The following is a 12,839-nucleotide window of genomic DNA, read 5'->3' as shown; positions in this document are numbered from 1 at the left end:
CAGATGGCCATGCCGATCCGTCAGTCCATCAAGGTTGCGACGTATCTCGCTGAACAGAAGATCCGCAAGCGGGACAAGTTCCCGCTCATCGTCGAGCTGGAACCCCTCTTCGCGTGCAACCTCAAGTGCGAGGGCTGCGGCAAGATCCAGCACCCGGCCGGTGTGCTCAAGCAGCGCATGCCGGTCGCGCAGGCCGTCGGCGCGGTCCTGGAGTCCGGTGCGCCGATGGTCTCGATCGCCGGCGGCGAACCGCTGATGCACCCTCAGATCGATGAGATCGTGCGTCAGTTGGTGGCCAAGAAGAAGTACGTGTTCCTGTGCACCAACGCGATGCTGCTGCGCAAGAAGATGGACAAGTTCACGCCGTCGCCCTACTTCGCGTTCGCAGTGCACATCGACGGGCTCCGGGAGCGCCACGACGAGTCCGTCGCCAAGGAGGGCGTCTTCGACGAGGCCGTCGCGGCGATCAAGGAGGCCAAGCGGCGCGGCTTCCGGGTCACGACGAACTCGACCTTCTTCAACACGGACACCCCGCAGACCATCATCGAGGTGCTCAACTTCCTCAACGACGACCTCAAGGTCGACGAGATGATGATCTCGCCCGCCTACGCCTACGAGAAGGCTCCCGACCAGGAGCACTTCCTCGGCGTCGCACAGACCCGCGAGCTGTTCAAGAAGGCCTTCGCGGGCGGCAACCGGCGCCGCTGGCGGCTCAACCACTCGCCCCTGTTCCTCGACTTCCTCGAGGGCAAGGTCGACTTCCCGTGCACCGCGTGGGCGATCCCGAACTACTCCCTGTTCGGCTGGCAGAGGCCCTGCTACCTGATGAGCGACGGCTACGTCCCCACGTACCGCGAGCTCATCGAGGAGACCGACTGGGACGCGTACGGGCGCGGCAAGGACCCGCGCTGCGCCAACTGCATGGCGCACTGCGGCTACGAGCCGACCGCGGTCCTCGCGACCATGGGCTCCCTGAAGGAGTCCCTGCGCGCGATGACCGAGACCGTCGCCGGGAACCGTGGGTGACGGCGCCGTGAGCACCGGAGAGCCTGTCTCACTGGGCCTTCCCGAGGTACCGGCCCGCCCGGTCGCCGAGCGGCGCCTCAGCCGCCGGATCCAGGTCGGGCCGGTGGCCGTGGGAGGCGGCGCGCCCGTGTCCGTGCAGTCGATGACGACGACGCGGACCTCGGACGTGGGGGCCACGCTGCAGCAGATCGCCGAACTGACCGCGGCCGGCTGTCAGATCGTGCGCGTGGCGTGCCCCACGCAGGACGACGCGGACGCGCTCGCGACCATCGCGCGCAAGTCGCAGATCCCCGTGATCGCGGACATCCACTTCCAGCCGAAGTACGTGTTCGCCGCGATCGACGCCGGATGCGCGGCGGTCCGCGTCAACCCCGGCAACATCAAGAAGTTCGACGACCAGGTCAAGCAGATCGCCCGCGCCGCCTCGGAGGCCGGCACGCCGATCCGGATCGGGGTGAACGCGGGCTCCCTGGACCCGCGCCTGCTCCAGAAGTACGGCAGGGCGACCCCGGAGGCGCTCGTCGAGTCGGCGCTGTGGGAGGCGTCCCTCTTCGAGGAGCACGGCTTCCGCGACCTCAAGATCTCGGTCAAGCACAACGACCCGGTCGTCATGGTCAACGCCTACCGGCTGCTCGCCGAGAAGTGCGACTACCCGCTCCACCTCGGCGTCACCGAGGCCGGACCGGCGTTCCAGGGCACGATCAAGTCGGCCGTCGCGTTCGGCGCGCTGCTGAGCGAGGGCATCGGCGACACCGTCCGGGTCTCGCTGAGCGCGCCGCCGGTAGAGGAGATCAAGGTCGGCAGCCAGATCCTGGAGTCGCTCGGGCTGCGTCCGCGCCGCCTGGAGATCGTCTCCTGCCCCTCCTGCGGCCGCGCCCAGGTCGACGTGTACAAGCTCGCCGACGAGGTGACCGCCGGGCTCGACGGCATGGAGGTACCCCTGCGGGTGGCCGTCATGGGCTGCGTCGTGAACGGGCCGGGCGAGGCGCGCGAGGCGGACCTGGGTGTCGCGTCCGGCAACGGCAAGGGCCAGATCTTCGTCAAGGGCGAGGTCGTCCGGACGGTCCCCGAGTCGCAGATCGTCGAGACGCTCATCGACGAGGCGATGAAGATCGCCGAACAGATGGAGAAGGACGGCGTCGCGTCGGGCCCGCCCGACGTCACCGTGAGCTGAGGTCGTGAGTACGGACGGGAAGGGGGCTCGAGCGTGGCGATTCTGGAGAACATCAGGGGACCGCGTGACCTGAAGGCGCTGAGCGAGGAGGAACTCGACGAACTGGCCGCGGAGATCAGGGAGTTCCTGATCCACGCGGTGGCGAGAACCGGCGGCCATCTGGGACCCAATCTGGGCGTGGTGGAGCTGACCGTCGCCCTGCACCGGGTCTTCGAGTCGCCGGTCGACAAGATCGTGTGGGACACCGGGCACCAGAGCTACGTCCACAAGATCCTTACGGGCCGCAAGGACTTCTCGAAGCTGCGCGGCAAGGGCGGCCTGTCCGGCTACCCGTCCCGTGAGGAGTCCGAGCACGACATCGTCGAGAACTCGCACGCCTCGACCGCGCTCGGCTGGGCCGACGGCCTCGCCAAGGCCCGGCAGGTGCAGGGCGAGCACGGGCACGTCGTCGCCGTCATCGGGGACGGCGCGCTGACCGGCGGCATGGCCTGGGAGGCGCTGAACAACATCGCCGCCGCCAAGGACCGCCCGCTGATCATCGTCGTCAACGACAACGAGCGCTCCTACGCGCCCACCATCGGCGGTCTCGCGAACCACCTGGCGACCCTGCGGACCACCGACTCGTACGAGAAGGTCCTGGCCTGGGGCAAGGACGTGCTCCTTCGCACGCCCGTCGTCGGGCACACCGTGTACGAGTCGCTGCACGGCGCGAAGAAGGGCTTCAAGGACGCGTTCGCGCCGCAGGGCATGTTCGAGGACCTGGGTCTGAAGTACGTGGGGCCGATCGACGGGCACGACGTGGGCGCCGTCGAGTCCGCGCTGCGCCGCGCGAAGCGCTTCCACGGCCCCGTCCTCGTGCACTGCCTCACCGAGAAGGGCCGCGGCTACGAGCCGGCGCTCGCCGACGAGGCCGACCGCTTCCACACCGTCGGCGTCATGGACCCGCTGACCTGCGAACCCCTCACCCCGTCCGGCGGCCCGTCCTGGACCTCGGTGTTCGGCGACGAGATCGCCCGGATCGGCAAGGAGCGCGAGGACGTCGTCGCGATCACGGCGGCGATGCTGCACCCCGTCGGCCTGACGAAGTTCGCCGAGCAGTTCCCCGACCGGGTGTGGGACGTGGGCATCGCCGAGCAGCACGCCGCCGTCTCGGCCGCCGGGCTCGCCACCGGCGGACTGCACCCCGTCGTCGCCGTCTACGCGACCTTCCTCAACCGGGCCTTCGACCAGGTCCTCATGGACGTGGCCCTGCACAAGTGCGGGGTGACCTTCGTGCTCGACCGGGCCGGCGTCACCGGAGTGGACGGACCCTCGCACAACGGCATGTGGGACATGTCCATGCTGCAGGTCGTGCCCGGACTCAGGATCGCCGCGCCGCGCGACGCCGACCAGTTGCGGGCCCAGCTGCGCGAGGCGGTCGCCGTGGACGACGCGCCGACCGTGCTGCGCTTCCCGAAGGAGTCCGTCGGTCCGTCGGTGCCCGCCGTCGACCGGATCGGCGGCCTCGACGTCCTGAGCCGGGACACGCACGCGCGCGTGCTGCTCGTCTCTGTGGGTGTCATGGCACCGGTCTGCCTCCAGACGGCCGATCTGCTGCGGGCGCGCGGCGTCGGCTGCACCGTCGTGGACCCGCGCTGGGTCAAGCCCGTCGACCCCGATCTCGCCCCGCTGGCCGCGGAGCACGACCTGGTCGCCGTCGTCGAGGACAACAGCCGCACGGCCGGCGTCGGCGCGGCCGTCACGCTCGCGCTCGCCGACGCGGAGGTCGACGTGCCGGTGCGGCGCTTCGGCATCCCCGAGCAGTTCCTCGCCCACGCCAAACGCGCCGAGGTACTGGCCGACATCGGTCTGACGCCCGTCGAGATCGCGGGCCGGATCGGTACGAGTCTCGGCCTCACGGCCGGCAAGGAGAACGACGTATGAGCAAGGAGTTCGACCTCGGTACGCTGCTCGCCGAGCGCGGCGCCGAACGGTACGAGCTGCACGCCAGGTACCTCAACCACCAGCTGCCGAGGATGCTCCACACCATCGGCTTCGACAAGGTCTACGAGCGGGCCGAGGGCGCGCACTTCTGGGACGCCGAGGGCCACGACTACCTGGACATGCTCGCGGGGTTCGGCGTCATGGGCCTCGGCCGCCACCACCCGGTGGTCCGCAAGGCGCTGCACGACGTGCTCGACGCCTCGCTCGCCGACCTCACCCGGTTCGACTGCCAGCCGCTGCCGGGTCTGCTCGCCGAGAAGCTGATCGCGCACAGCCCGCACCTGGACCGGGTGTTCTTCGGCAACAGCGGCACCGAGGCCGTGGAGACCGCCCTCAAGTTCGCCCGGTACGCCACCGGCAGGCCGCGGATCCTGTACTGCGCGCACGCCTTCCACGGCCTGACGACGGGCTCCCTCTCGGTCAACGGCGAGGACGGCTTCCGCGACGGGTTCGCCCCGCTGCTGCCCGACACGGCGGTCCCGCTCGGCGATCTCGACGCCCTGGCCCGGGAGTTGAAGAAGGGGGACGTCGCGGCCCTGATCGTCGAGCCGATCCAGGGCAAGGGTGTGCACGCGGCGCCGCCCGGCTATCTGCGCGCCGCCCAGGACCTCCTGCACCGGCACAAGGCGCTGCTCGTCGCCGACGAGGTGCAGACCGGCCTCGGCCGCACCGGCGACTTCTACGCGTACCAGCACGAGGACGGGGTCGAGCCGGACCTCGTGTGTGTCGCGAAGGCGCTGTCTGGCGGCTATGTGCCGGTCGGCGCGACGCTCGGCAAGGACTGGATCTTCAAGAAGGTCTACTCGTCCATGGACCGGGTGCTCGTCCACTCGGCGAGCTTCGGCTCCAACGCGCAGGCCATGGCCGCCGGGCTCGCCGTCCTGTCCGTCATGGAGGACGACCAGATCGTCGCGAACGCCCGCGCCATGGGCGACCTGCTGTCCTCGCGGCTCACCGCGCTGATCGACCGCTACGAGCTGCTCAGCGACGTGCGCGGGCGCGGCCTGATGATCGGCATCGAGTTCGGCCGGCCCAAGTCCCTGAAGCTGCGCAGCCGTTGGACGATGCTGCAGGCGGCCCGCAAGGGCCTGTTCGCGCAGATGGTCGTGGTGCCGCTGCTCCAGAAGCACCGGATTCTCACCCAGGTCTCCGGGGACCATCTGGAGGTCATCAAGCTGATCCCGCCGCTGGTGATCGACGAGGCGGACGTCGAGCGCTTTGTCGAGGCGTTCACCGCCGTCATGGACGACGCGCACAGCGGGGGCGGGCTGATGTGGGACTTCAGCAAGACGCTCATCAAGCAGGCGGTCGCGAACCGGTGACGGGAGGCCGGTGACCGGAAGCGGGTGACCGAAAGACCGGTGACCGGAATCCCCGGGATTTTTTGCCTCTGAGGCAAGCAATTTGCCGGGGAGGCAGGCTTCTGGCTGAATCGTCAGCATGAGCCCTGCCTCCCCGGAGGGTACTCCGGAACCGCCGGAGCTGCCCGCCGTCGCACCCCAGTTGCGTGCCCTGCGCCGCCGCGCCTCCCTCACCCTGGAGGCCGCCGCCCGCTCCGCCGGCCTGTCCCCGGCCCATCTCTCCCGCCTGGAGACCGGGCAGCGCCAGCCCTCGCTGCCGATGCTGCTCGGGCTCGCCCGGATCTACGGCACCACGGTCTCCGAGCTGCTCGGTGAGACCCCGGCCGACCGCGACGCCGTCGTACGCTCTGCCGCCATGGAGCCCACCGAGGCCGGCGGCTGGACCTACTTCCAGGCCGGTTCCCCCGGCCGCGCCATGCAGTCGCTGCGCGTCCACGTCCCGTACGGGAGCCAGGGCGACATCGTGCGGGTGCACCCGGGGGAGGAGTGGCTGTACGTCCTGGAGGGGCGGCTCAAGCTGCGCCTGGGCGACACCTCGTACCGACTGGAGCCGGGCGACAGCGCCCACTTCGACTCGCTCACCCCGCACCGGATCGCCGCGGCGGACCGGTCCGGGGCCGAGCTGCTCTTCGTCCACACCCTGCTGCAGAGTCCGACCGCCGCCCTGTGCCTCGGCCCGGCGCCGGCGCCCATCCGAGAGGTCTGAGAGGTCCGACATGAGTGACGCGACCGAGCCCACCGGCACCCCGAAGCCCGTGGCCCGCGACATCGAGGACAAGATGCCGCGCGGCATCCTGGTGCGGGTCCTCCTCTACGTCTTCGCGGGACACGCCTTCGCCGGGTTCATCTACCTGCTGTTCACCCTGGGCGCGAACCGGTAGCCGTCCACGCGGAGGTCAGACGAGCAGCCGCTCCCGCAGCCGGTCGCGGTCGGCCGCGGTGAGCCCGAGCCCCTCCGCGAAGTAGCGCTCCGTGCCGCCCCAGGTCTGCTCGATGGTCTCGAAGGCCGCGCGCAGGTACTCGGCGCGCGCGTCGAACAGCGGGCTGAGCAGCTCCATGACCTCGGCGGAGTAGGCGTCCGGGGACGTGGAGCTGCGGTGCACCTTGTAGCGGCGGTGCTTCGCGTTCGACTCCAGGTAGTCCGCCTCGATGGCCTCGCGCTCGACGCCGACCGCGAGCAGCGTCACGGCGATCGACAGACCGGCCCGGTCCTTGCCCGCCGCGCAGTGCATCAGCGCGGGCACGCTGTCCTCGGCGATGGAGCGCAGTACGCGGCTGTGCTCGGCGGTGCGGTCGGTGATGATCGACCGGTACGAATTGATCATGCGGTCCGCGGCGCGGCCCCCGGAGAGCACCGAACGCAGCTGGGCCATGTCGCCCTCGCGGACCATCTTCCAGAACTCGGAGCCGTCCGCCGGGTCCGACAGCGGCAGGTTCACATTGCGCACACCGGGCAGCGCGACGTCCGCGCCCTCCAGCTTCTGGTCCGCCGCGTTGCGGAAGTCGAAGATCGTGTGCAGGCCGAGCCCGGAGAGGAACGCCGCGTCCTCGGCCGTGGCGTGGGCGAGGTGCCCGGAGCGGAAGAGCACGCCGGGGCGCACGCGCCGGCCGTCCACGGTGGGGAGGCCGCCCACGTCGCGGAAGTTGCGCACTCCGGTCAGCTCGGGCTCGGTGGACGGGGCGTGCTGCGTCACGGGTGCTCCTCCCGGTCGGGTCACCGGCGCTGCTCGCCGGCGGGCGCGCTCCCGACGATACGACATGGATTCAGAGGGCAACCATGTGTCCGTTTTGGCCTATTCATCATTAACTGTCCGCAGATTTACGGACGTTGTCGCCCGGCGCGTGAGCAGCGTCATATCCGTGACGGTCCGTGGTGGATCTTCCGGACCGATTTCCCGGGAATTCCTTACGGTAAGGCGCCGGTAAAGCGGGCGGGATAGACGCAGGGTGACGCAGGAAAGGCATGAACGATCAAGAAAAGGCAGGTCAGAGGGAATTCGGAACTTGTCGCTTCGTTTCTTGCTGCCCTACGGTCACGCTCATTCCGGTCGGAACGCCTAGTCCTGCCGCCGCCCGGATTCCTCACTACGACCCGTGACGGCAGGAGCGGGGGACCCACAGGCAAGAACGCCGCCCGGGAATTCCCCACAGCGGCTCGGGGTGAAGTCGTGTCCCTGTCAGGAATGGCGAGGGCGCGGCCGGACATCTCCCGTCCGAACCCGACAGCTCACCTCGCAGGCGACGGAGAGGAATCTCGTCATGCCCGCACAGGGTAAGCACCGCCGTCCGAAGTCCCACCGCCTCGGCCGCGCCGCCGCCGTCGTCACCGTCGGCGGTGCCGCGCTCGCGCTGCCGCTGATCGGCGCCGGCGGTGCGCAGGCCGCCACCGCCCAGACCTACACGGTCAAGGCCGGCGACACGCTCTCCAAGATCGCCAAGGCGGAGAACGTCGAGGGCGGCTGGAAGAAGCTCTACGCGGACAACAAGTCCGTGATCGGCTCCGACGCCGGCCTGATCAAGCCGGGCGAGAAGCTCACCCTCGGCTCCGCCGCCAAGGCCAGGACCACGGCCACGCAGGCGAGCACCTCCACCGCCGCCTACGTGAAGCCGGTCGACGCCCCCGAGGGCACGCCGTACCACCAGAACGGCAGCATGTGGTCCAGCGGCTACCACACCGGCACCGACTTCGTCGTGCCCACCGGCACCCCGATCAAGGCCGTCGCCGCGGGCACCGTCGTCTCCGCCGGTGACGGCGGCGCGTACGGCAACCAGGTCGTCATCCAGCACGCCGACGGCCACTACTCGCAGTACGCCCACCTGTCCCAGCTCGGTGTCTCGGCCGGCCAGGCCGTCTCCGCCGGCACGCAGATCGGCCTCTCCGGCGCGACCGGCAACGTGACCGGCCCGCACCTGCACTTCGAGATCCGCACCACGCCGGACTACGGCTCGGACGTCGACCCGGTCGCGTACCTGCGCGCGCACGGCGTCTCCATCTGACCCACGCGCATGATCCACACTCGGCGCCCGGATATTCCCCGGGCGCCGAGTGCTGTATCTCACCACTCGTCAACCCCTGGCTACGGTCGCGTAGGTCACAGGTCAGGGTGAAGGATGTGTGGTCGTGGCAAACGAATCGAGATCACTCAGCGGCGGCACGATTCGGTCCTATGCGGCGGTGGGGGACAGCTTCACCGAAGGCGTCGGGGACCCCGGACCCGACGGCAGCTTCGTGGGCTGGGCCGACCGGCTCGCCGTCCTCCTCGACGACCGGGTCCCCGAGGACACGTTCCGGTACGCGAACCTGGCCGTGCGCGGCAAGCTCATCGACCAGATCGTCGAGCACCAACTGCCGAAGGCCCTGGAGCTCGCCCCCGACCTGGTGAGCCTGGTCGCCGGCGGCAACGACATCATCCGCCCCGGCACCGACCCGGACGACGTGGCCGAGCGCTTCGAGAAGGCCGTGGCCCGGCTCTCGGAGGCCGCCGGGACGGTCCTCGTCGCCACGGGCTTCGACACCCGCGACGTCACCGTCCTCAAGCATCTGCGCGGCAAGATCGCCACGTACAACATGCACGTGCGCGCCATCGCCGACCGGTACGGCTGCCCGGTGCTCGACCTGTGGTCCCTGCGCTCCGTCCAGGACCGCCGGGCCTGGGACGACGACCGGCTCCACCTCTCGCCCGAGGGGCACACCCGGGTCGCCCTGCGCGCCGGACAGGTGCTCGGCGTGGACGTGCCCGCCGACCCCGAGCAGGCCTGGCCCCCGCTGCCGCCGCGCGGCACCTTGGAGGTGCGGCGCGACGACATCCACTGGGCCCGCGAGTTCCTCGTGCCCTGGATCGGCCGCCGCCTGCGCGGCGAGTCCTCCGGCGACCGCGTCGAGGCCAAGGGCATCCTCGACCCGCACGCCATCAAGGCACACCTGGAGTCGGCGTCCTGAGCCCCTGAAGTCCCGGAACTCTGCCGGCCGGGTCAGCGCGCCCGGCGTCGCGCCGCGACGAGGAGCGCCAGGGTGGGTGCCCAGGCGACCAGCCGGCAGAGGTCCGAGACGAACCACGGTGCGTCGAGGGCGCGGGGGAGCGACATCAGGAGGACGGCCCAGCCCATCAGGAACGGCAGGAATACGCGGTAGATGCCGTGCCTGACGCGGGCGTCGGGCGGACCGTCGGGTCTGGTGCCCAGTCCGACCGCGCCCGCGATCAGGAAGGCGGCGCCCGTGCCGCTGACCGCCCAGGCCGCCCAGCCCCAGTTCAATGCTCCCCCTGTCATGAGCCGTGACGGCCACCTGGACCCGCGTCGGGGCGCCGCTTCGTGAACGGTGCCGGCCGGGTGTCCGGTCGACACCCCTCAGGTCTGGGACGCCCGGGTCAACTCCGCCCGGTCAAGCCCCAGTTCCCGTGCCAGCGCCTCGTCCGCCCACTCCTGCGTCCGGGCCCGGGACACCGTCCCGTCGTACGCCGTCATCTGGACCGCCAGACCGTCGAGCAGCGCCGTCAGGCGCAGGGCCGACCCCATCGGGTCGGCGCAGGTGAACTCGCCCGCCGCGACGCCCTCCGAGATCACCTCGGCCAGCGCGGCCTTCCAGCGGCGGTCCAGATCCCGGGTGACCTCCCGCAGCGCGTCCTCGCGCAGCGCCGCCGCCCAGCCCTCGATCCACAGTCGCCAGCCCTTGGCCTGCCCGGTCGGCCCGTACCAGCGCACCGCCGCCCGCAGCCGCTTGAGCGCGCTCGTGCGGCGGCCCAGCAGCTTGCGCAGATGCGCCAGGTCGCCTTCGGCGGCATAGGTGAACGCTGCCGCGACGAGCTTCTCCTTCGTCGAGAAGTGGTACAGCACCAGCGCGTTGCTCACGCCGAGCGCCGATGCCACGTCGGCGATGCGCACGGCGGCGACCCCGCGCGCCTCGATCTGCTCGATGGCGGCCCGCAGCAGCTCTTCGCGCCGCTCGGCCACGCTCAACCGGACTCTGGTCACGCGGTCACCCTAGTTGCCGTCGCGGCGCGGCGGCATCCGGGATCGCGTCAGGGTGGCGACGGGAACCGGCTCCGGGCCGGGGTTCGGCGCCAAGTGCGCGGTCGCGTCCCCAACCGCTTCGTGCACGACTCTTGACACCCTCTCGGGGTGCGCGCCACAGTCCACCTACCCGCTCTCTACTGACTGGCCATTCAGTCAATAGCCGGTCCTCGAGAAGCACCCGCGGTCTCCCCGGCCGCCCGCACCGCCGTCCCCGACCGAGCAGTCCTGTCGTCGCCAGGAGCCCTCAGTGACCCAAGCGCCGCCCGTCCCCACGCCCCCGCCCGCCCCGGACACCCCCGACCTCTCCGAGGGCTGGGGCGAGCAGCGTTCCCGGCTGCGCAAGGATCTGCGCCGCCTGGACGTGCTGTTCTTCCTCATCTGCACCCTCGTCGGACTCGACACGATCGGCTCCGTCGCCGCCCAGGGCCCGCAGGGCATCACCTGGATGGCGATCCTCGCCCTCGCGTTCTTCCTGCCCTACGGCCTGCTCGTCGCCGAACTCGGCTCGGCGTTCCCCGTGCAGGGCGGCCCCTACGTCTGGACCCGGCTGGCCTTCGGCCGACTCGTCGCCGGCGTCAACCAGCTCCTCTACTGGATCTCCAACCCGGTCTGGGTGGGCGGCAGCCTGTGCATCATCGCCCTCACCACCTGGGAGGAGTTCTTCACCCCGCTGCCCGGCTTCTGGAAGTACGCGGCGGGCCTGATCTTCATCTGGGGCGGCGCCCTCGCCGTCGTGCAGTCCGTGCGGATCGGCAAGTGGGTGCCCATCGCGGGTGCCGTCGCCCGCATCGTCCTCCTCGGCTTCTTCCTCGTCTCCGTGGTGGTCTTCGCCCTGGAGCGCGGCGTGCACACGCTGCCCGCGGGCGAGTTCGTCCCCACGTACGCCGGGTTCGTCGCGCTCGTCCCCGTCCTCATCTTCAACTACGTCGGCTTCGAACTGCCCAGCTCCGCCGCCGAGGAGATGAAGAACCCGCGCCGCGACATCCCGCTGTCGATCCTGCGCTCCGGCCTCGCCGCCGTGCTCCTCTACGGCGGCCCGATCCTCGGCATCCTGTTCGTCCTGCCCGGCAAGGAGATCGGCAGCCTCGGCGGCTTCATCGACGCCTGCAAGGCCGTCTTCACGGTCTACGGCGGCTCCATCGCGGCCGACGGCACGGTCACCCTGACCGGACTCGGCTCCGTGTTCGGCGCGGTCGCCGCGGCCGGCCTCATCATCGGCCTGCTCACCTCCGGCGTCACCTGGGCCATGGGCGCCCACCGCGCCCAGGCCGTGGCCTGCGCGGACGGCGCGGGACCGGCCTGGCTCGGCCACATCTCCGAGAAGCACGGCACGCCGGTACGGGTCAATCTCCTGTCCGCCGTGCTCGCCTCGATCCTGTTCGTCGTCGCCCTGAACCTGACCGACGGGAACGGCGAGAAGTACTTCGCGGCCGGCCTGGGCCTGACGATCTGCACGACCTTCATCTCGTACGTCGTCATCTTCCCCAGCCTCGTCGTCCTGCGCCGCAAGTACCCGAACCAGCCCCGGCCCTACGCCGTGCCCGGTGGCCGGCTCGGCACCTGGATCGTCAGCGCGCTGGCCACCGGCCTCGTCGCCTTCACGGTGGTCGTGCTGATCTGGCCCGGCTTCGGCGTCGGCTGGTTCGGCACGGACGGCAGCGCGGCCGACTCGCTGCCCGCGTCCTTCGCGGGCCAGCGCGCGGAGTACACCCTGAGCCAGGTCCTCCCGCTGCTCCTCTTCGTCGGCATCGGCCTGCTCTTCTACGCCTCCGGCCGCAAGGCGCGGGCGGCGCAGCGGGCCAGTGGGGTGTCGGGGCGCGAGGAGGTCGTTCCCGGCGAGTGAGGTGACACGGAGCCCGGCCCGCACGAGAGATCCCGCCCGGCCCGAGCCGGGCGGGATCCCTTGTGCGTCACGGGGCGTCTCGCCGGGTGGGGGCTGTGTCGGCGGGCGGCTTGCCGCGTGGGGATGCTGCCGGTCCGGCGGCCGGCCGCGGCTCTCGTCGTGGCCGACCGCGCAGTTCCCCGCGCCCCTGGAATGCGGACCCTTCGGGTCGCATTCCCCCGATGAAAGCTGAGCATCGTCTGCTGCTCGGCCTGTTCGCCTCCTGTGGTGCGCCATCCGCCGCCGGACGCGGCCGGGCCAGGGAGTGCACCTCCATAAGAGGCGCGGGGCTGTGCTGATGTGACGCTCCGCCACGCGGGCGCGACCAGCCCGCACGGCGGACCACCCGGGGAGGACGCTCGGCGTCTACGGCGTCTACGGCGTCTACGGCGGGTCGCCG

Annotated in this window: 12 protein-coding genes and 1 riboswitch; of the genes, 9 read left to right on the top strand and 3 right to left on the bottom strand. The window is 70.8% G+C overall.

The window, feature by feature from the left end; all coding sequences use genetic code 11:
• The first annotated feature begins 3 nt into the window (after positions 1–3).
• From hpnH to ACIBTU_RS18595, 6 genes are all read left to right on the top strand, one after another.
• Positions 4–1,026: an adenosyl-hopene transferase HpnH gene (gene hpnH, locus ACIBTU_RS18620; protein WP_399127321.1), complete on the top strand. Its 1,023-nt coding sequence runs from the start codon at positions 4–6 to the stop codon at positions 1,024–1,026.
• A gap of 7 nt (positions 1,027–1,033) precedes the next feature.
• On the top strand, positions 1,034–2,200 hold the full coding sequence (ispG, locus tag ACIBTU_RS18615) for a flavodoxin-dependent (E)-4-hydroxy-3-methylbut-2-enyl-diphosphate synthase (RefSeq protein WP_399127320.1): 1,167 nt from the start codon (positions 1,034–1,036) through the stop codon (positions 2,198–2,200).
• A 33-nt stretch (positions 2,201–2,233) separates the two neighbouring features.
• Positions 2,234–4,123, top strand: a complete 1,890-nt coding sequence (gene dxs, locus ACIBTU_RS18610; RefSeq protein WP_399127319.1) for a 1-deoxy-D-xylulose-5-phosphate synthase — start codon at positions 2,234–2,236, stop codon at positions 4,121–4,123.
• A complete protein-coding gene (locus tag ACIBTU_RS18605) occupies positions 4,120–5,505 on the top strand; it encodes an aspartate aminotransferase family protein (RefSeq protein WP_399127318.1) in 1,386 nt (461 codons plus the stop codon). The genes dxs and ACIBTU_RS18605 overlap by 4 nt, the downstream gene beginning before the upstream one ends.
• Before the next feature lie 118 nt (positions 5,506–5,623).
• Complete coding sequence (locus ACIBTU_RS18600) at positions 5,624–6,250, top strand: helix-turn-helix domain-containing protein (RefSeq protein ID WP_399127317.1); 627 nt, start codon at positions 5,624–5,626, stop codon at positions 6,248–6,250.
• 10 nt (positions 6,251–6,260) lie between these two features.
• Entirely contained in the window at positions 6,261–6,425 is a 165-nt protein-coding gene (locus ACIBTU_RS18595; RefSeq protein WP_399127316.1) for a DUF6126 family protein, read from the top strand.
• Positions 6,426–6,440: 15 nt separating this feature from the next.
• Here ACIBTU_RS18595 and ACIBTU_RS18590 read toward each other — a convergent pair whose 3' ends face one another.
• Positions 6,441–7,238 (bottom strand): tyrosine-protein phosphatase, encoded by a 798-nt coding sequence (locus ACIBTU_RS18590; RefSeq protein WP_399127315.1) that lies wholly within the window; start codon positions 7,236–7,238, stop codon positions 6,441–6,443.
• Positions 7,239–7,617: 379 nt separating this feature from the next.
• Positions 7,618–7,798: riboswitch (cyclic di-AMP (ydaO/yuaA leader) on the top strand.
• A gap of 5 nt (positions 7,799–7,803) precedes the next feature.
• Here ACIBTU_RS18590 and ACIBTU_RS18585 point away from each other — a divergent pair.
• Both ACIBTU_RS18585 and ACIBTU_RS18580 read left to right on the top strand, forming a co-directional pair.
• Positions 7,804–8,541: a LysM peptidoglycan-binding domain-containing M23 family metallopeptidase gene (locus ACIBTU_RS18585; protein ID WP_399127314.1), complete on the top strand. Its 738-nt coding sequence runs from the start codon at positions 7,804–7,806 to the stop codon at positions 8,539–8,541.
• Positions 8,542–8,665: 124 nt separating this feature from the next.
• Positions 8,666–9,484: an SGNH/GDSL hydrolase family protein gene (locus ACIBTU_RS18580; protein ID WP_399127313.1), complete on the top strand. Its 819-nt coding sequence runs from the start codon at positions 8,666–8,668 to the stop codon at positions 9,482–9,484.
• A 32-nt stretch (positions 9,485–9,516) separates the two neighbouring features.
• On the opposite strand, the gene ACIBTU_RS18575 is transcribed toward ACIBTU_RS18580, so the two are convergent.
• Positions 9,517–9,813 (bottom strand): hypothetical protein, encoded by a 297-nt coding sequence (locus ACIBTU_RS18575; RefSeq protein WP_399127312.1) that lies wholly within the window; start codon positions 9,811–9,813, stop codon positions 9,517–9,519.
• A gap of 78 nt (positions 9,814–9,891) precedes the next feature.
• Complete coding sequence (locus ACIBTU_RS18570) at positions 9,892–10,515, bottom strand: TetR/AcrR family transcriptional regulator (protein WP_399127311.1); 624 nt, start codon at positions 10,513–10,515, stop codon at positions 9,892–9,894.
• 289 nt (positions 10,516–10,804) lie between these two features.
• Here ACIBTU_RS18570 and ACIBTU_RS18565 point away from each other — a divergent pair, with 289 nt between their 5' ends.
• Positions 10,805–12,400, top strand: coding sequence for an APC family permease (locus ACIBTU_RS18565; RefSeq protein ID WP_399127310.1), 1,596 nt, complete (start codon positions 10,805–10,807; stop codon positions 12,398–12,400).
• Positions 12,401–12,839 lie beyond the last annotated feature (439 nt).

This window comes from Streptomyces sp. NPDC050145, assembly GCF_044460245.1.
Classification (GTDB): Bacteria; Actinomycetota; Actinomycetes; order Streptomycetales; family Streptomycetaceae; genus Streptomyces.
This window is presented reverse-complemented; position numbering and strand designations above follow the sequence as displayed.